Genomic DNA, 19,438 nt, shown 5'->3' with positions numbered 1-19,438 from the left:
GGTCATTCGTTTGAGCGAAGGACCTAAAGGGGTACAGGCCTGACTCAGGTCACGAGCAGTGAACAGGCAACAAGGAAGACAGACACATCAGGGCATCCAGCCCGCCTTTTCAGGCGGGCTGGATGCCCTGTGTCAATGCCGTGAAGCGATCAGCCGGCGAGAACGACCCTGCCGAGTTCCGCGGAGGTCGCCAGCAGGCCGTGGCGCGGCAGCACGCGCACGGTGTAGCCGAGCGCTCCGGCGTGCGGCAGCGGCACCTCGGCCTCGTAGTTGCCGTTGCCCGCGTAGTTCATGGGCGCGGACACGATGTCCTTGAGCTCGTCGGAGTCGTGCGACACCTTGCCCAGCACGACCTGGACGTCCACTTCGGACGGTTCCAGCCCGGCCAGTTCGACCCGTGCGCGCACGATGACCGGCGCTCCGAGCACCGGCACGGAGGAGCCGCTGATGACCAGGTCGCTGTCGAGCACCCGTACCCGCGTCCACGACGCACGCAGCCGGTGCCGGTACGCGGAGAGCTCCTTGGCGCCCCGGTAGCCCTCGCCGACGACGTTCTGCGCGGACGCGGCGGCCGGTGCGTAGTAGGTCTCCACGTACTCGCGGACCATGCGCGAGGCCTGCACCACCGGGCCGAGCGAGGCCAGCGTGTGCCGGACCATCGACATCCAGCGGGTCGGCACGCCGTCCTCGCCCCGGTCGTAGAACAGCGGCGCGACCTGCGAACCGAGCAGGTCGTACAGCGCGTTGGCCTCCAGGTCGTCCCGGCGGACCGGGTCGTTGACGCCGTCCGCGGTCGGGATGGCCCAGCCGTTCGAGCCGTCGTAAAGCTCGTCCCACCAGCCGTCGCGAATGGACAGGTTGAGGCCGCCGTTCAACGCCGCCTTCATGCCGGACGTGCCGCACGCTTCGAGGGGGCGCATCGGGTTGTTCAGCCACACGTCGCAGCCCCAGTACAGGTACCGGGCCATGGACATGTCGTAGTCCGGCAGGAACACGATCCGGTGCCGCACGCCCGCCTCGTCGGCGTAGCGCACGATCTGCTGGATCAGCGCCTTGCCGCCGTCATCGGCCGGGTGCGACTTGCCCGCCACGACGAGCTGCACGGGCCGTTCGGGGTGCAGCAGCAGCGAACGCAGCCGCTCCGGGTCGCGCAGCATCAGCGTGAGGCGCTTGTACGTCGGCACGCGCCGTGCGAAGCCCACGGTCAGCACGTCGGGGTCGAAGACCGAGTCGGTCCAGCCCAGCTCCAGCGCCGACGCGCCGCGCTGCAGCCACGACTCGCGGACCCGGCGGCGCACCTCGTCGACGAGCCGGCCGCGCAGCGTCGACCGCAGCTCCCACAGCCCGGCGTCGGTGACCGGCTCGAACGCGCCGATGCCGAGGCCGTTGCTCGTCTGGTTGTCCGCTTCGGACGCTCCGAGCAGCTTGCTCATCTCGGTCGCGGCCCACGTCGGCCCGTGCACGCCGTTGGTGACCGAGCCGATCGGCACCTCGGTGGTGTCGAAGCCCGGCCAGAGGCCGCGGAACATGTCCCGGCTGACCTCACCGTGCAGTTTGGACACCCCGTTCGCGCGCTGGGCGAGCCGCAGGCCCATGTGCGCCATGTTGAACATGCCGGGGTTCTCCTCGGCGCCCAGCGCGAGGATGCGCTGGGTGTTCACGCCGGGAACCAGGTTCTCGGCGCCGAAGTAGTGCTGGACCAGGTCGACCGGGAAGCGGTCGATGCCGGCGGGCACCGGCGTGTGCGTCGTGAACACCGCACCCGCGCGCGAGGCCGTCAACGCCTGGTCGAAGTCGAGACCGTCGTTGGTGATGTACTCGCGGATCCGCTCGAGGCCGAGGAACCCGGCGTGGCCCTCGTTGGTGTGGAAGACCTCGGGCTGCGCGTGGCCGGTGAGCTCGCAGAACGTGCGCACGGCGCGCACGCCACCGATGCCGGCGAGGATCTCCTGGCGGATCCGGTGGTTCTGGTCGCCGCCGTAGAGCCGGTCGGTGACGCCGCGCAGGTCCTCGTCGTTCTGCTCCACGTCCGAGTCGAGCAGGAGCAGCGGGATGCGTCCGACCTGCGCCTTCCAGATCTTCGCGCGCAGCATCCGGTCGCCCGGCATGGCCACGTGCACCAGCAACGGCAGCCCGGACGGCTCGGTGAGCAGCTCCAGCGGCAGTCCGCGCGGGTCGAGCGTCGGGTAGTGCTCGATCTGCCAGCCGTCGAGCGACAGCGACTGCCGGAAGTACCCGGACCGGTAGAGCAGACCGACGGCGATCAGCGGAACGCCCAGGTCGGAGGCTGCCTTGAGGTGGTCGCCCGCGAGGATGCCGAGACCGCCCGAGTAGTTGGGCAGCGCCTCGTGCACGCCGAACTCCATCGAGAAGTACGCGACGCTCGTGGGCAGCGGCGTGTCGGGTGCCCCGTGCTCGCGGCGCTGGGCGATCTCGTCCTGCCTGCGCTGGTACCAGCGCGGACCCTGGACGTACCGCTCCAGGTCGCTCGCGAGCGCGTGGAGCTTGAGCAGGAACTGCTCGTCTCTGGCCAGCGACTCCAGCTTGCCCGCGTCGACGACGGAGAGCAGACGCAACGGGTCGCCACCGACCTCGGACCAGACGCGGGGGTCGATCGAGGCGAAGAGGTCCTGCGTGGGCGGGTGCCACGTCCAGCGCAGGTTGGTGGCGAGCGTGCTCAGCGCGGACAGGGGCTCCGGCAGGCTGGCTCGGACGGTGAACCGGCGAAGTGCTCGCATGACGAGCGAACTTACCTGCCACCCCTGAGTACCTGACAACGTTCCCGGTCAGACCTGCAACGACTTGCAGAACCGGTCAAGACGGGGACGGGCCGTGAGCAGCGAATACTTCGATCGCCGATCAACCCCGCTGCTCGTCGGTGATCAGCGGCTTGTCGCCCTTGCCCGAGATCTTGAGCGTGTGCTCCTCGGCCGTCGCCTTGTTGGTGTCCTTCTCGGTCAGCTCCAGCAGCGTCGTGACGGTGAACGTGCCGTCCTCGTTCGCGTTCACCAGCGGCCCCTCCTTGATCGCGATCTTGGAGTACTGACCCCAGAACTCCTTCTCCTCGGCCGCGCCGGGTGCCTGGCCCGGGTCCCAGTCGCCGCGGGCGGCGTCGACGTTCGCCGGCAGCTTCGCGTAGTGCTGCTTCACGAAGGTGGTGATCTGGGCGACGGTGAACTTGGTGGCGGGCGGCTTCGACGACGGCGGCGGGCTCGGCTTGGTCTGCGACGGCGTCTGCTTCTCGGTCGTCTTGGCCGGGGGGTTGGTGGTCTGCTCGTAGGTGGGCTCCGGGGTCTCCGACGTGGTCACCGGCGTCGAACTGGGGCCGCCCGCGGTCGAGTTGTCCCCGAGGTTCGAGATGATCGCGTAGGCGACGCCGGAGATCAGGAGCACGCCGAGGATCGCGGCCGCGACCGCGAGGCCCCGGTTGCTCTTCTTCGGTTCGGGCTCGGGCTCGTAGTCGTCGTAGGTCGCGGGCAACGGCGCGGGCGGGCGGGTGCGCGGTGCCTGCGGGGGCATCGTGCGCGGTGGGCCCTGCATGGTGCCCGGACCCGCGGCGCCCATCACGGCGGTGCCGGTCGGCGGCGTCATCGGGCGCGGCGGGATCACGCGGGTGACGGGGACCGGGGCGCCGGACGCGATCGCCTTCAGCTCCTCGGCGGCCTGGGCGGCGGTGGGGCGCTGCGACGGCTCGTTCGCGAGGAGCCGGGTCAGCAGGCCGGTGAGCGGGCCGGAGCGCGTCGGCGGGCGGGTCTCGCCGCGCGCGACCTTGTAGAGCAGGCCCAGGTCGTTCGTGCTCTTGCCGAACGGCGGCTCGCCCTCGGTCATCGCGTAGATCGTCGCGCCGAGCGAGAACACGTCCGAGGGCGGCGCGGGCTCGGCACCGCGGGCCAGTTCCGGCGCCAGGTACGCGGGCGTGCCCGCGAGCATGCCGGTCTTGGTGACGGCCACATCGCCCAAAGCGCGCGAAATGCCGAAATCGGTGATCTTCACCGTGCCGTCGCGTCCAATGAGGACGTTGCCCGGCTTGATGTCGCGGTGCACGATGCCCGCGCTGTGCGCGGCGGCCAGCGCGCCCGCGGCCAGCGAACCGACCCGCGCCGCCTCCTGCGGAGGCATCGGGCCGCGCTCCAGGATCGAGGAGAGGTTGCGGGACGGCAAATACTCCATGACAAGACAGGGCTTGCCGTCCTCGACCACGACGTCGTACACGGCGATCGCGTTCGGGTGCTGCAACCGGGCGGCGATGCGGCCTTCGCGCATGGCGCGCTGCACGGCCTCGTGGAACTCGTTCGACTCGACGTCGTTCAGAAGCAGCTGCTTGACCGCCACGTCACGGTGCAGGAACTCGTCGCGTGCTCGCCACACGACACCCATGGCACCGGCGCCGAGCTGATCGAGCAGGACGTAGCGGCCTCCAAGCTTGTTCACGCGCGCACGGTACCTGTAGCGCACCCTTAACACGGTGAGTTGTACGGGAAGTGTCCAATGAGAAAGCCGCCAAGCGCCGGGAACGTGGCCGAGAGACCCTGGACACGATCAACGCTCGAGGTGTGCGATCGGCGGTGGCGGGGTACGGATCTAGATGGGGTAACCCGCTGTCAGACGGCTTGATCGAGCAAGGCAGGATTTGACGCATCAACGCGAAGCGATACGGCGGAAGGGCGCTGCCGATGAGCGGACGGCTCGGTATCGACGAGGTATCCCCGGTGGTGTCGGCTGGCAGGTATCCAGCCAAAGCCGTTGTGGGAGAACACATTCCGGTTGCGGCCACGGTGTGGCGCGAGGGACACGACAAACTCGCGGCCACAGTCAGCTGGCGCGGACCGAACGACCGAGTCGCTCGTCAGACCCGCATGCACGAGGTCGGAATCGGCCTCGACCGCTGGGGCGCAACCGTGGTTCCGGACGCCGAAGGCGCCTGGACGTTCCGGATCGATGCGTGGAGTGACCCCTGGGGCACCTGGAACCACGCCGTTGAGGTGAAGATCGCGGCGGGACAGGGTCCCGGTGATCTCGCAAACGATCTTGAAATCGGAGCAGGGCTACTCGATCGGGTGGCAAGGCGACCCGATAGGCGTCAAGAGCGAGCACTCCTCACTTCCGCGGCGGCGGCGTTGCGGGACGAGAACCGGCCGCTCGCCGAACGCGTCGCGCCGGCCTTCGCGGCCGACGTGCAGAAGGTGATGTTCGAGCACCCCGTGCGCGAGCTGATCACCAAGGGCAAGACGTACAAGATCTGGTGCGACCGGAAGAAGGCCGCCTACGGCTCCTGGTACGAGTTCTTCCCGCGCAGCACCGGCGGGATCGACGAGACCGGCCAGGCGGTGCACGGCACGTTCGCCACGGCGACCAAGGAGCTCGACCGGGTCGCGGCGATGGGCTTCGACGTCGTCTACTTCCCGCCGATCCACCCGATCGGCCGGGTCAACCGCAAGGGCCCCAACAACACGCTCGTCGCGACTCCCGAGGACACGGGGTCACCGTGGGCCATCGGCGCGGACGAGGGCGGGCACGACGCGATCCACCCGCAGCTCGGCACGATCGAGGACTTCGACGCGCTCGTCGCGCGCGCCAAGGAACTGGGCCTCGAGGTGGCGCTCGACTTCGCGCTGCAGTGCGCGCCCGACCACCCGTGGGTGCTCAAGCACCCGGAGTGGTTCACGACGCAGCCCGACGGCACGATCGCGTACGCCGAGAACCCGCCCAAGAAGTACCAGGACATCTACCCGATCAACTTCGACCTCGACCCGCAGGGCCTCTACCACGAGGTGCTGCGCGTGGTCCTGTACTGGGCCGAGCACGGGGTGCGGATCTTCCGGGTCGACAACCCCCACACCAAGCCGCCGGACTTCTGGCAGTGGCTGATCTGGAAGGTGAAGGAGGTCTACCCGGACACGCTGTTCCTGGCGGAGGCCTTCACCCGCCCGGCTCGCCTCTACGGCCTGGCCAAGCTCGGCTTCACCCAGTCCTACACGTACTTCACATGGCGGACGAGCAAGCAGGAGCTGATCGAGTTCGGGGAGGACGTCCGCGACCACTGGGACGAGGCGCGGCCGAACCTCTTCGTGAACACGCCGGACATCCTGCACGAGTCGCTGCAACACGGCGGCCCGGCGATGTTCGGGCTGCGCGCGGCCCTCGCGGCCACGCTCTCCCCCACGTGGGGCGTGTACAGCGGCTACGAGCTCTTCGAGCACGAGGCCGTGAAGCCCGGCAGCGAGGAGTACCTCAACTCCGAGAAGTACCAGTTGCGGCCACGCGACTACGCCCGTGCACTGGCGGACGGCCGTAGTCTCGAACCGTGGCTGCGCAAGCTCAACCACATCCGCAAGGCGCATCCCGCGCTCCAGCAGATGCGCACGCTGAAGTTCCAGAGCATCGAGAACGACGCGTTGGTCGCCTACTCCAAGCGTGACCCGGAAACGGGCGACACGGTCGTCGTCGTCGTCAGCCTCGACCCGCACAACACGCAGGAGGGGACCTTGTACCTCGACCTGCCCGACCTCGGGTTCGACTGGCACGAGCGGGTGATCGCGCACGACGAGGTCACCGGCGAGACGTGGGACTGGGGACAGGCCAACTACGTCCGCCTCGAGCCGTGGCGTGCCACCGCGCACGTCGTGAGCTTGCAGCGCCGTTTCAGCTGATCAACCCGCACAACCCCCGACGAGGTGGGAACCATGGCCGACGACTCCCGTCCCGACGCTGCGCTCGGGCTGGAAGGAACACCGCACACCGGAGAAGCCATCGACGACGACGGCTTCCTGGTCGAACCTCAGGCTGAGGACTTCAAGTCGGCGAAACCGGCATCCGCCAACCCGGACTGGTTCAAGGGCGCTGTCTTCTACGAGGTGCTCGTCCGCGCCTTCAGCGACTCCAACGGCGACGGCACGGGCGACCTCCGCGGTCTCGCCTCGCGCCTGGACTACCTGGAGTGGCTGGGCGTCGACTGCCTCTGGCTGCCGCCCTTCTACGCCTCGCCGCTGCGCGACGGCGGATACGACATCAGCGACTTCCGCGCGGTGCTGCCCGAGTTCGGCACCGTCGAGGACTTCGTGTACCTGCTGGAGGAGGCGCACCGGCGCGGGATCCGCGTGATCACCGACCTGGTGCTCAACCACACCTCCGACGCGCACCCGTGGTTCCAGGAGTCGCGGCAGAACCCGGACGGCCCGTACGGCGACTACTACGTGTGGAGCGACGACGACTCGCGCTACAGCGACGCGCGGATCATCTTCGTCGACACGGAGACGTCGAACTGGACCTACGACCCGGTGCGCGGGCAGTTCTTCTGGCACCGCTTCTTCAGCCACCAGCCGGACCTCAACTACGAGAACCCGGAAGTGCAGGAGGCGATGCTCGACATCCTGCGGTTCTGGCTCGACCTGGGCATCGACGGGTTCCGCCTCGACGCCGTGCCGTACCTCTTCGAAGAGGAGGGCACGATCTGCGAGAACCTCCCGCGCACCCACGAGTTCCTGAAGAAGTGCCGCAAGGTCGTCGACGACGAGTTCCCCGGCCGGGTGCTGCTCGCCGAGGCGAACCAGTGGCCGTCGGACGTGGTCGAGTACTTCGGTGACCCGGCGGTCGGCGGCGACGAGTGCCACATGGCGTTCCACTTCCCGCTGATGCCGCGGATCTTCATGGCGGTGCGGCGCGAGTCGCGGTTCCCGATCTCGGAGATCCTCGCCCAGACGCCGTCGATCCCCGAGAACGCCCAGTGGGGCATCTTCCTGCGCAACCACGACGAGCTCACGCTCGAGATGGTCAGCGACGAAGAACGCGACTACATGTACTCGGAGTACGCCAAGGACCCGCGGATGAAGGCGAACATCGGCATCCGCCGCCGCCTCGCCCCGCTGCTGGAGAACGACCGCAACCAGCACGAGCTGTTCACCGCGCTGCTGCTGTCGCTGCCCGGATCGCCCGTTCTGTACTACGGCGACGAGATCGGCATGGGCGACAACATCTGGCTGCAGGACCGTGACGCGGTGCGCACGCCGATGCAGTGGACCCCGGACCGCAACGCGGGCTTCTCGAGCTGCGACCCCGGCCGGATCTACCTGCCGGTGATCATGGACCCGGTCTACGGCTACCAGGGCCTGAACGTCGAGGCGCAGCTCAACAGCTCGACGTCGCTGCTCAACTGGACGCGGCACATGATCGAGGTGCGCAAGCAGCACCACGCGTTCGCCGAGGGCGACTTCACCGAGCTCGGCGGCTCGAACCCGAGCGTGCTCGCCTACAAGCGGCAGTGGAAGCGCCCGGACGGCCGCGAGGACATCGTGCTCTGCGTGAACAACCTGTCGCGCTTCCCGCAACCCGTCGAGCTGGACCTCTCCGAGCACCGCGACTACGCGCCGATGGAGCTCACCGGAGGTGTCAAATTCCCCGCGATCGGGGAACTCCCCTACCTGCTGACCCTTCCGGGTCACGGTTTCTACTGGTTCCAGCTGGTAGAGGCGGGCGACGACAGCGAGATGAGGTGAATCGCGCGTGACCGATCCCCACGAACTGGTCGAGAAGCTGGCCGCCTCGCTACCCGATCTGCTCCCGGCCGCCAGGTGGTTCGGCGGCAAGGACAGGCCGATCACGGCCGTCCGTCCACTGAGGACGACGGTCGTGGACGGCGACCTGGTGCACGTGGTCTTCGAGGTCGAACAGCCAGGACGCACCGAGAACTACCAGGGCGCGCTGAGCCTGAGCACCGGCGCCTGGGACGTCCTGCTCGACCCGGAGCACAACGGCGTGCTGCTCGACCGGATCGCGTCCGGGTACACCGCCGACGGCATCACGTTCGCGCACGAGCCCGGCACCGAACTGCGGTCGGGCCTGCGCGGGCGGCCGATCGGCGTCGAGCAGTCGAACACGTCGCTGATCTACGGCCAGCAGTACATCCTGAAGATCTTCCGCAAGCTCGCGAACGGCGAGAACCGCGACCTGACGATGCACCGCGCGCTGCGGTCCGTCGGCTGCGAGCACATCGCGCTGCCGCTGGGCTCGATCTCCACCACCCTGAACGACCAGCAGATCACGCTCGCGATGCTGCAGGAGTTCCTGCCGGACGCGGTCGAGGGCTGGGACATGGCCAAGACCTCGGTGCGCGACCTGATGGCCGAGGCCGACCTGCACGCGTTCGAGGTCGGCGGCGACTTCGCGGGCGAGGCGCAACGCCTCGGCCACGCCGTCGCGAAGGTCCACGCCGATCTCGCCGAGGCCCTGGGCACGCGGATCGCGGACGAGGACGCGATCGACCGCGCCATCGAGGGCATGCAACGGCGCCTGGACGTCGTGCTGGAGGCGGTGCCGGAACTGGGCCGCCACGAGGTGCCGTTGCGCGCCGCGTTCGAGGAGGCGCGCCGGCACATCGGCGCGATTCCGATCCAGCACATCCACGGTGACCTGCACCTCGGCCAGGTGCTGCGGACCGTGCACGGCTGGCTGCTGATCGACTTCGAGGGCGAGCCCGCGGCGAAGGTCGAGGACCGCCTCGCGCTGCGGTCGCCGTTGCGCGACGTGGCGGGGATGCTGAGGTCGTTCGACTACGCGGCCAGGCAGCTGCTCATCGGCCAGCCCGACGACGACCAGCTCGCCTACCGCGCGATGGAGTGGACGAAGCGCAACCGGGCGGCGTTCTGCGACGGCTACGCCGAGGTGGCGGACGACCCGCGGGACCACGCGCACCTGCTGCGCGCTTTCGAGCTGGACAAGGCGGTCTACGAGGTCGCTTACGAACACGCCAACAGGCCGGAGTGGTTGACGGTTCCGCTGTCGTCGATCGCCCGGATGACTAGCGGAGGAGAGTAAGTCGTGAAGGCCGACCTGGACCGACTCCTGTCAGGCGCGCACCACGACCCGCACTCGGTGCTGGGTGTGCACACCGTCGGCGACCAGGTGATCGCGCGGGCGTTGCGCCCAGGCGCGACGTCGGTCGCCATCTCGTGGGGTGACAAGCAGGTCGAGCTGCCACGGATCGCCGACGCGCTGTTCGAGGGCGAACTGCCCGAAGCGCCCGGCGACTACCGGCTGCTGGTGTCCTACGGCGACCACACGGTCGAGGTCGACGACCCGTACCGGTGGCTGCCGACCGTCGGCGAGCTCGACCTGCACCTCATCGGCGAGGGCCGGCACGAACGGCTCTGGGACGTGCTCGGCGCACACGTTCGTTGCTACGAGACGATTGCCGGTGACGTCACCGGTGTCTCGTTCGCCGTGTGGGCGCCGAACGCGCGCGGTGTGCGCGTGACCGGTGACTTCGACGGCTGGGACGGCCGCGCGAACCCGTTGCGCTCCATGGGTTCCAGCGGTGTGTGGGAAGTCTTCCTGCCGAACGTCGCGGTGGGCTCGCGGTACAAGTTCCGCATCCTCGGCCAGGACGGCGTCTGGCACGAGAAGGCCGACCCGATGGCGTTCGCGACGGAGGTCCCGCCGCAGACGGCCTCGGTCGTCACGCGGTCCGAGTACCAGTGGGGCGACGCGGAGTGGGAGGCCAAGCGCGGGGCCACGCAGTGGGCGAACGCGCCGATGTCGACCTACGAGGTGCATCTCGGCTCGTGGAGGCCCGGTCTCGGGTACCGCGAGCTGGCCACGGAACTCGCGGACTACTGCGTGGACATGGGCTTCACGCACATCGAGATGCTGCCGGTGGCCGAGCACCCGTTCGGTGGTTCGTGGGGCTACCAGGTCACCTCGTACTACGCGCCGACCTCGCGGTTCGGGTCCCCGGACGACTTCCGGTACTTCGTCGACACGCTGCACCAGCGCGGCATCGGCGTGCTGGTCGACTGGGTGCCGGCGCACTTCCCCAAGGACGCCTGGGCGCTCGCGAAGTTCGACGGCACGGCGCTGTACGAGCACGCCGACCCGCGTCGTGGCGAGCAGCTCGACTGGGGTACGTACGTCTTCGACTTCGGGCGCAACGAGGTCCGGAACTTCCTGGTGGCGAACGCGCTGTACTGGATCGAGGAGTTCCACCTCGACGGTCTGCGCGTGGACGCCGTCGCGTCGATGCTCTACCTCGACTACTCACGGCCGGCGGACCAGTGGCTGCCCAACGAGTTCGGTGGCCGCGAGAACCTCGACGCGGTGCGGTTCCTGCAGGAGCTGAACGCGACCGTCTACAAGCGGCACCCCGGCGTCGTCATGATCGCCGAGGAGTCGACGGCGTGGCCGGGCGTCACGCGGCCGACGCACCTGGGCGGGCTCGGGTTCGGCTTCAAGTGGAACATGGGCTGGATGCACGACACGCTGCACTACCTCTCGCGTGAGCCGGTGCACCGCTCGTTCCACCACAACGAGATGACGTTCTCGCTGGTGTACGCGTGGAGCGAGAACTTCGTGCTGCCGCTCTCGCACGACGAGGTGGTGCACGGCAAGGGCTCGCTGTGGACCCGGATGCCGGGCGACGACTGGAACAAGGCCGCCGGCGTGCGGTCGCTGCTGGCGTTCATGTGGGCGCATCCGGGCAAGCAGCTGCTGTTCATGGGCGGCGAGTTCGGGCAGCGGCAGGAGTGGTCGGAGTCGCGGTCGCTCGACTGGCACCTCGTCGAGCAGGAGCCGCTGCACCAGGGCATCCAGGCGCTGACGCGCGACCTGAACTCGGTGTACAAGACCGCCGCGGCGTTGTTCTCGAACGACGTCACGCCGGAGGGGTTCCAGTGGATCGACGCGAACGACTCGGGCGGCAACGTCCTGTCGTTCCTGCGGATCGGTGAGGACGGCTCGACGCTCGCCTGCGTGGCGAACTTCTCCGGGTCGCCCCACCACGACTACCGCGTCGGCCTGCCGTCCCCCGGACGCTGGAAGGAGCTCGTGAACACCGACGCCACGCACTACGGCGGTTCGGGCGTGGGCAACCTCGGTGGCGTCGAGGCCGAGGCCAGGCCGTGGCACGGGCGGCCGTACTCAGCGATCCTGCAGCTGCCGCCCTCCGGGGTGCTGTGGCTGGTCCCCGACCCGGTGACCGAGATCGAGACTCTCTGAGACGTCCGGCAGCGCTCCGTTCCAGTAGAGCGCACCGGACACCTGCGCGGGCCCGGTGCCCGCGCAGGTGCGGACGACCTGGTCCTCCAGGTCGAACGGCGGGAAGTCCGCGCAGCCGGTGACGGTGAGCTTCAGGCCGGTCAGCGGCTCGCTGCCGGTGTTGGTGACGGTGATCTCCAGGGTGTCCTGCCCGGCTTCGAGCGCGACGTCGTAGGCGGACACCCTGAGGAACACGCAGTCCCAGTGGATCTCCGTGGTCGTGGTGGCGAAGAACTGGACCGTGGCGGCGTCACGCGGTGCGACCATGCCGTAACTGTTCTGGCGCTTCGTCTCGCGGACCGGTCGCAGCGCGTAGGTGCGTCCGGTCTGAACGCCGGCGCCATCGAGGAACCGCAGCCCGGTCGTCGTCGCGGGTCCCGGTGCCCGGCTGCCCGCCCAGACGGACAGGTCGTAGACGCCTCCCGGCACCGCTGCCAGCGCCGAGTGGGCGGTGCCGGGCCCGACGATCACGCCGGCCCGCGGCTCCGGTGCGATGCCCCCGAGGCAACCGGGCATGGTCGGGTCGGCCCCCGTGGGAGGGCCCAGAAGGAGCAACAGGGCGCACAACACTTCGCGCACGAATGGAAATGTAAGTCGATCGGGCGACTCCGGCCCGGTGAACCTGATCAGTCCGCCGCACGTTGCCCCTTGTATGCGCCTGACTTGGACGACTAGGACGCCCCGGGAGCCGGCCGGCAGGCACAATGGTTCCATGCGGCACCGGAGCATCGCGCTGATCGTCGTCACCGCCCTGCTTGCCGCAGGGTGCACCGCCCAGATCCCGGGGACGCCCCGTGCCGCCAAGGTGGTGAAGAAGGAGGCGTCCACCACCACCGTCCAGGTGCGCGGCTCGGACAACGGCCCTATCGACAAGCTGGCCGCCACCGCGCTCACGGACATCGAGGAGTTCTGGACCGAGTCGTTCCAAACGACCTTCAACAAGCCGTGGAAGCCGCTGGGCGGCGGTTACTTCTCGGTCGACACGGCCGACGCCACCGCGAAGCCGCCGCCGTGCACGCAGAAGGCCGCGGACGTGGAGGGCAACGCGTTCTACTGCCCGGCCGCCGACGCGATCGCCTGGGACCGCGCGTCCCTGCTGCCGGTGCTGCAGGACCGCTTCGGCGAGGCCGCCGTGGTCGTCGTCCTCGCGCACGAGATCGGCCACGCCGTGCAGAACCGCATGGGCATCACGCCCGAGGCCGAGCGCCGTGAGCCGGAGAGGTACCCGACGATCCTCACCGAGGCCCAGGCCGACTGCTTCGCGGGCGCGTTCGTGCGCAACGTGACGGACGGCAAGTCGCAGCGCCTGGACATCAACGCGGACGCCCTGGACAAGGCCCTCGGCGCGCTGATCACGTTCCGCGACCCGGTCGGCACCTCCCCGGAGGACGAGCAGGCGCACGGCAGCGCGTTCGACCGCGTGGCGGCCTTCCAGGACGGCTACGAGCAGGGCACGAAGTTCTGCGGCGCGATGACGGTCCAGAACCGCCAGTTCACGCAGCGCGCGTTCACCAGCGTGAAGGACCGCGCGAACGGCGGCAACCTGCCGTTCGACGACATGCTCGAAGCCGTCACGCCCGACCTCGACGGCTTCTTCAAGAACCTCGCCACGACCGCCGGCAAGAACTGGCCGTCGCCGCGCGCGGAGGCCTCCCAGACCGAGCCGACCTGCTCCGGCGACCAGGGTCCCGTCGCGTACTGCCCGGCCGACAAGACCATCAAGATCGACACCAAGGACGAGCTACCGGCGCTGCACAGGGAGTTCGGCGACTACGCGACGGGCACGCTGATCGCGACCAGGTACGCGATGGCCGAGCTCGCCGTGCTGGGCAAGCCGACCGAGGGCGAGGGCGCCTCCGCCGCGGCGTTGTGCCTGGCCGGCGCGTACACGGGCGAGGTGTTCAAGCGGCAGGACGGGTTCGGGCTCTCGCCGGGCGACTTCGACGAGGCCGTGACGGTGCTGCTGCAGTTCGACTACGCGGCCCGTGACACCTTGGGCTCGAACCCCGTGGACCCCGGGTTCGAGCGGGTGGCGAAGTTCCGCGAGGGCGTGTTCGAAGGCGCGAAGAAGTGCGGCGTCTGACGACTTGACCACGTTCGCGGACGTTGCCGCCGTTCTGGATCAGGTCGTTCGGAAGGTCGAGACTCGATCGCCAGGCTGATGCAGGTGTCCGTGCTCGCTGACGAGTGCCGATCCCACTTCGCGGAGACGATGTCCGGAACCGCGGAGATGGCTGAAGCCGATGCCGTCGTTGCATCGTTCAGCGCAGCCGGGCACGGCGCGCAGGCACTGATCAGCGAGGCCAAGACGGCGCTGGAAGGTGTTGCCCGGGTCCGCGCGACGTTCGAGTCCGAGACGAAGCCGGGGCCCACAGCCCCTGTGTCACCTCCAGCAGAGCCGATGTCGCCGCGTGAGCAACCGTGGGTCATGCGGTCGCGAGTGGGCGCGAACCCGATGGCGAGCATGACCGCATCAACGATCACCTGGTTCGCCTGGGCATCGGCCGCCCAGGAGCGAGCCTCGAGGCTTCGAAACACGTCGAGGTCGAAGTCGGCTGGCGCATGCGGCTGGGTGGTGTGGAGCACGTGGAGTCGGAAAGGATGTGCGGTGAGTTACACGCTGGACATTTGGTACTACCACGGCGAAAACCGCGCCGACGAGCCTGAGGCCGTCCGTACCGCGTCAGAGCTCGATCGGGTGCTGGCCTACCTGGCGGACCACGCGCAACCTCATCCCACTCAGATCGCCGCCTGGGAGTTGCCGAAGTTCGGTGTCCTGGAGATCCCCGACCGCATGTTCAAGTTGGATGTCGACAAGGGGTTCGCGGCGCTGCACTACGTGGGGCCGGACCCCGACGGAGGAACCGACCAGTTCGGCTTCTGGGTGACGCAAGCCGTCGCGCCGGCTGATGACGCGCCGACGCTGTACGTCGACAAGGACAACAAGACCTGCTGTACGTCGACAAGGACAACAAGACCTACTGAGGACAAGCGGAAGCCCGCACCGGCTCGAGGCCTGGTGCGGGCTTCAGCGTCGGGCGGCCGGAGCCTGGTCGGACACCACGGAGATCCGCGCGCCCGGGATCTTCAGCGTTCCGCCGACCAGGTCCGTGTTGCGCACCGTGACCTCGGTGAAGGTCACGAACGGCACGTTCAGCGGCGGTGGGTGCGCCGCCGTGTAGTCCACCGGGATCTTGATCCCGAGGATGTCCAGGTTGCCCTTGAGCTGCACCGTGAACAGCTCGATCCGGCCCGGCGAGACCGTGGACGTGCTGCCCGGCCGTGCCGCCGTCACCAGCTTGAAGCCCGGTGAGATCTCGGCGGTCTGCACCAGGTCCTTGATCTTCATGTCCGCAGCGGTGAACTTCAGGACCTTGACGACCTGCCCGTTCAGCAGCGCGTCGACGATCCCGACGAAGTCGAGGCCACCGAGGTCGAGCCTGGACGCCGTGAGGGTCCACTCCCGCCCTCCCGCCGCCACCGGTGCAGGGGCCGGTGGCGGTGGTGCCGGCGTCGAGGGCTCCGTGCTGGGCGGCGGGGTCGGCACGGTGGACGACACCGGCGGCGGGGTGGCACTGGTGCTCGACGCGGGTGGTGGTTCCGACGTCGTGGTGCTGGTCGGGGCCGGGGAACTGCTGCCGGGGTCCGACGACGGTGGTGGTTCGGTGCTCGATGGCGGTTGCAGCGCCAGGACCGCGACCATCGTGACGGCGGCGAGCGACTGCGCCGCCGTCATGTGGGCTGACCCCCCTGGGTCGTCTCCGGTTCCTTCGCCTGCTTCGGTTTCTTCGGCTCGTCCGTCCACGCCAGGGCGAGCGCACCGCCGAGAAGGCTCGAGAGGGTGCCGATGATGAAGCCGCCGAAGTTGGTCACGACGACGGCGACCAGCGACAGCAGCACCGTGACGATGCCCGACGCCAGCCGGAACCTCGGCTGCGCCCACAGCGCGACCGCGCAGATCCCCAGCAACGTCCCGATCAGCAGCGCGGACACGCCACCGAGCGTCTGCATCGAGATCATCAGGTCGCCGAACTTCAGCCCGGCGAACGGCGGGAACAGGATGAGGAGCGCGCCCACGGCCACGAAGAGACCGGCCCAGAAGGGCCGGCCGCGTCGCCACGCCGTGAAACGGCGCCAGGTCGTCAGAAGCACTCTTGCTTCCCCTGGCGGATGGTCAGGTTCATGCCCTTGAACCTGATGGTCTGGGCGGTGGTGGCCCAGGCGGTCTGCTGCAACGACGTGATGTTGGCCGAGTCGGCCTGCAGACCGAACGAGCCCGGCAAGCCGCGGAGGTTCTGCGGTCCCTTGGTCACCTTGTTGGCGTCGATGCCGATCTCGGGGTTGCCGAGGACGAGGTCGCCGTTGAGGTCGGTGAGGTTGACGACGAGGTTCTCCGCCGACATGCCGCCCACGCCGTCCGCGGTGATGCGCATCGTGACGTCCCCGACGATCGGCATGTTGGCGACGAACACCGACTGGCAGAACTTGTCCAGCCTCGCCGTCTTGAAGCCGCTGACCGCGACCACGTGGGTCTTGCCCGCTCCCGCGTCCACACCGCCGAACTGGACGAATCCCTGGCCCGTCAAGTTGTCGGCGGAGACCTTGAAATTGGTGCCGGACACCGCGAACGAGGCGGCCAGCGCTCCCTGGGACATGCCGAACAGGAGGGCACCGGCACCGACCACGCCGATGCCGAGCACCCCGACGAACCGTGCCCAGCGCGTTCTACCCATACCCCCGGACTCCTTCCACACTGAAGGCTTGCGTGAGGGGGACTGTGCTCGCGAAAACGCAGGCGGGACAACGGAAACGAGTCCGCGCAGTCTTGAAATCACCCCCGAGGGTGAGAGAGTTTCACGTTTGGCCGAAGGTCCTTGCCGCAGGACGTCGCAACGCGCTTAGTAGGGTCTGACCTCATGGGATTCGGACGAATCGCCGTCGCGCTGGCCGTGACCGCAACCTTGACCGCGTGCGCTTCCGTGGTCGACGGCGAACCGAAGGGCGAGCGCCCCGACCCCACGAAGGTCGCGGGGCTGGAGATCTCCAACGGCCCGTCCGGCCCCAAGAAGGGCGTCCCGGACGCGGACCTGGGCGTGGAGAACGGCGACGGCGGCGACATGGACCGCCTGGCCATCAACACCCTCGCCGACGTGCAGGAGTTCTGGAAGGCCGAGTTCCCCGCCTCGTTCGCGGGCAAGACGTTCGAACCGGTGAAGCGCTTCATCTCCTACGACTCGGGCGGCAAGGGCGTCGAGGTCTGCAAGCTCAACACCACGGGCATCGCGAACGCGTTCTACTGCGCCCTCGACGACAGCATCACCTGGGACCGCGGCGAACTCCTGCCGATGCTCAAGGACTCCTTCGGCCCGATGGCCGTCGTCACCGTCCTGGCCCACGAGATGGGCCACGCCGTCCAGTACAAACTCGGCCCGGCCTCGAACATCGGCGCCAACACGCCGTCGATCGTCAAGGAGCAGCAGGCCGACTGCTACACCGGCGTCTTCATGCGCTGGATCGCCGAGAACAAGTCGAAGCACTTCGAGCTCTCCACCGGCGAGGGCCTGAACCAGGTCCTGCAGACGATGTTCTTCATCCGCGACAGCGCCGGCACGTCGTTCGAGAAGCAGGGCGCCCACGGCAGCGCGTTCGACCGCGTCTCCGCCTTCCAGTTCGGCTTCACCCGAGGCGCCGCCCGCTGCGCCGAGATCAACGAGGCCGAGATCTCCAAGCGCATCACCGAGCGCCCGTTCGACCTCTCCGACACCGACCAGGGTCAGGGCCGCGGCAACGCCCAGGTGAACGAGGACAAGTACCTCAGGGCCCTGGAGGAGTCGCTGCGCGACGCCTACAAGTCGAGCGGCGCGGCCTTCCCCGCCTTCGACAAGGCAGGCATCAAGCCCTGCGCCAACGCCCAGACCACCTCCCCCGCCTCCTACTGCCCGGCGCTCAACCAGCTCCAGCTGGACCTCCCACAACTGGTCAAGATCGGCACACCCCCGAAGAAGGGCACGAAGGGCGGCATCGGCGACTTCGCCGCGTTCGCCGTCATCGCCTCCCGCTTCTCCCTCTCCATCCAGCACGCGACGGGCTTCAAACTGGACGACGACGCGGCGGGCCAGCGCACCGCCTGCCTGACAGGAGCCTGGGCGGGCCTCACCAACCGCCCCAACGCGGCAGCGGGCCTGCGCCTGTCCCCAGGCGACCTGGACGAGGCGGTGGCAGAGCTCCTGGCCGACGACAGCCTCATCGCGGCAGACGTCAACGGCAAAGCGGTCCCCTCGGGCTTCGCGCGCGTGGAAGCGTTCGGCGACGGCTTCTTCCGAGGCCTCTCGTTCTGCGTGAAGAAGTACTCGATTTGACCCTTTAATCGACCAACGTCGATACTTGCCTTGTGCTAACCGACGAAGCCACGACCTACGCCTCCTGGTTCGCGACGCTCTCCGATCCGACCCGAGTCCGCCTGCTGAACTACGTGGCCTCGTCCCCGGCCCCGGTCACCGTAGGAGAACTCACCACCCAGCTGGGCGTGAGCCAGTCCACCTGCTCACACCACGTCCGCAAACTGGCAGAGGTCGGCTTCCTCCACATCCAGCGCGAGGGCACAACCACCCTCGTCACAGTCAACCCCGCCTGCTGCACGGGCCTCCCCCACGCGGCAGACGCGGTGATGGGCGCCCTCTCCTCATCAGGCACGATGACCCCGGCCCAGGGCGTCACCATCCGCACCATGACGGCAGCGGACTGGCCAGACGTCCGCCGCATCTACGGCGAAGGCATAGCCTCGGGCAACGCCACGTTCGAAACCGAAGTCCCGTCCCGCAGAACGCTCGAATCCAAGTGGCTGCCAGACCACCGCTGGATAGCCGTGGTGGACGGCAAGACCGCAGGCTGGGCAGCAGCCACCCCGGTCTCAGCCCGAGAGTGCTACGCCGGAGTAGTGGAGACCTCGATCTACGTGGCCGACGCCTCCCAGGGCAAGGGCGTGGGCAAAACCCTGCTGCACCACCAGGTAGCAGCCGCGGACGCAGACGACCTGTGGACCCTGCAAGCAGTCATCTTCCCGGAGAACCGAGCCAGCATCGCCCTGCACCACAAAGCAGGCTTCCGCACAGTGGGCCTACGCGAACGAATCGCAAAGCACCACGGCGAATGGCGAGACACCGTCCTTTTGGAACGCAGACGCCCCTAGCAGCCACCCCACCGCGAAGCCGAAGGCGAGCCGTCTTTACCAAGCGGGCAGGGCGGTGGGGTCCCATCACGAGTCGCGCCACAGCTCTTGCTGCATGCAAGGAGGGGTGTCAAGCGGACACGCTTTTCGTCCGCTTGACAACCCCCCCTGCGAGTGGGCCGCGCGGGGTGGGGCGGGGGAGGGGGACACCACCCCCACCCACCCAACGACCCAACCGGCCGCCCC

At 68.6% G+C, this 19,438-nt stretch carries 13 protein-coding genes; 7 read left to right on the top strand and 6 right to left on the bottom strand.

Features of this window, described 5'->3' with window-relative positions; translation table 11 throughout:
• Positions 1-149: 149 nt before the first annotated feature.
• Both glgP and AB0M48_RS43185 read right to left on the bottom strand, forming a co-directional pair.
• Positions 150-2,738, bottom strand: a complete 2,589-nt coding sequence (gene glgP, locus AB0M48_RS43190; protein WP_319989632.1) for an alpha-glucan family phosphorylase — start codon at positions 2,736-2,738, stop codon at positions 150-152.
• A 121-nt stretch (positions 2,739-2,859) separates the two neighbouring features.
• Positions 2,860-4,431, bottom strand: coding sequence for a protein kinase (locus AB0M48_RS43185; RefSeq protein ID WP_363854428.1), 1,572 nt, complete (start codon positions 4,429-4,431; stop codon positions 2,860-2,862).
• A gap of 242 nt (positions 4,432-4,673) precedes the next feature.
• Here AB0M48_RS43185 and AB0M48_RS43180 point away from each other — a divergent pair, with 242 nt between their 5' ends.
• From AB0M48_RS43180 to glgB, 4 genes are read left to right on the top strand one after another with little or no spacing between them, the layout of a single operon-like run.
• Positions 4,674-6,650 (top strand): alpha-1,4-glucan--maltose-1-phosphate maltosyltransferase, encoded by a 1,977-nt coding sequence (locus AB0M48_RS43180; RefSeq protein WP_363854425.1) that lies wholly within the window; start codon positions 4,674-4,676, stop codon positions 6,648-6,650.
• 33 nt (positions 6,651-6,683) lie between these two features.
• A complete protein-coding gene (gene treS / locus AB0M48_RS43175) occupies positions 6,684-8,492 on the top strand; it encodes a maltose alpha-D-glucosyltransferase (protein WP_266042342.1) in 1,809 nt (602 codons plus the stop codon).
• A 7-nt stretch (positions 8,493-8,499) separates the two neighbouring features.
• Positions 8,500-9,810 (top strand): aminoglycoside phosphotransferase, encoded by a 1,311-nt coding sequence (locus tag AB0M48_RS43170; protein ID WP_363854420.1) that lies wholly within the window; start codon positions 8,500-8,502, stop codon positions 9,808-9,810.
• Positions 9,811-9,813: 3 nt separating this feature from the next.
• Positions 9,814-11,985: a 1,4-alpha-glucan branching protein GlgB gene (glgB, locus tag AB0M48_RS43165; RefSeq protein ID WP_363854417.1), complete on the top strand. Its 2,172-nt coding sequence runs from the start codon at positions 9,814-9,816 to the stop codon at positions 11,983-11,985.
• On the opposite strand, the gene AB0M48_RS43160 is transcribed toward glgB, so the two are convergent.
• Complete coding sequence (locus AB0M48_RS43160; RefSeq protein ID WP_363854414.1) at positions 11,908-12,603, bottom strand: hypothetical protein; 696 nt, start codon at positions 12,601-12,603, stop codon at positions 11,908-11,910. The two genes, glgB and AB0M48_RS43160, sit on opposite strands and share 78 nt — an antisense overlap.
• A gap of 133 nt (positions 12,604-12,736) precedes the next feature.
• On the opposite strand from AB0M48_RS43160, the gene AB0M48_RS43155 reads away from it, so the two are divergent.
• Positions 12,737-14,107: a neutral zinc metallopeptidase gene (locus AB0M48_RS43155; RefSeq protein ID WP_363854411.1), complete on the top strand. Its 1,371-nt coding sequence runs from the start codon at positions 12,737-12,739 to the stop codon at positions 14,105-14,107.
• 945 nt (positions 14,108-15,052) lie between these two features.
• Here AB0M48_RS43155 and AB0M48_RS43150 read toward each other — a convergent pair.
• From AB0M48_RS43150 to AB0M48_RS43140, 3 genes are read right to left on the bottom strand one after another with little or no spacing between them, the layout of a single operon-like run.
• Positions 15,053-15,760 (bottom strand): hypothetical protein, encoded by a 708-nt coding sequence (locus tag AB0M48_RS43150; protein WP_363854408.1) that lies wholly within the window; start codon positions 15,758-15,760, stop codon positions 15,053-15,055.
• Positions 15,757-16,176: a DUF6114 domain-containing protein gene (locus AB0M48_RS43145; RefSeq protein ID WP_363854405.1), complete on the bottom strand. Its 420-nt coding sequence runs from the start codon at positions 16,174-16,176 to the stop codon at positions 15,757-15,759. Before AB0M48_RS43145 ends, AB0M48_RS43150 begins: the two co-directional genes overlap by 4 nt.
• Positions 16,167-16,757: a DUF6230 family protein gene (locus AB0M48_RS43140; protein WP_266042351.1), complete on the bottom strand. Its 591-nt coding sequence runs from the start codon at positions 16,755-16,757 to the stop codon at positions 16,167-16,169. The genes AB0M48_RS43145 and AB0M48_RS43140 overlap by 10 nt, the downstream gene beginning before the upstream one ends.
• 183 nt (positions 16,758-16,940) lie before the next feature.
• Here AB0M48_RS43140 and AB0M48_RS43135 point away from each other — a divergent pair, with 183 nt between their 5' ends.
• Both AB0M48_RS43135 and AB0M48_RS43130 read left to right on the top strand, forming a co-directional pair.
• Positions 16,941-18,383: a neutral zinc metallopeptidase gene (locus tag AB0M48_RS43135; protein WP_363854401.1), complete on the top strand. Its 1,443-nt coding sequence runs from the start codon at positions 16,941-16,943 to the stop codon at positions 18,381-18,383.
• 32 nt (positions 18,384-18,415) lie between these two features.
• Positions 18,416-19,213 carry a metalloregulator ArsR/SmtB family transcription factor gene (locus tag AB0M48_RS43130; RefSeq protein WP_363854399.1) on the top strand — a complete coding sequence of 266 codons (798 nt, stop codon included), beginning with the start codon at positions 18,416-18,418 and terminating at the stop codon, positions 19,211-19,213.
• Positions 19,214-19,438: the final 225 nt, after the last annotated feature.

Source organism: Lentzea sp. NPDC051208 (genome assembly GCF_040682435.1).
GTDB lineage: Bacteria > Actinomycetota > Actinomycetes > Mycobacteriales > Pseudonocardiaceae > Lentzea > Lentzea kristufekii.
The sequence above is the reverse complement of the archived record's forward strand: the minus strand, read 5'-3'. Positions and strand labels throughout refer to the sequence as shown.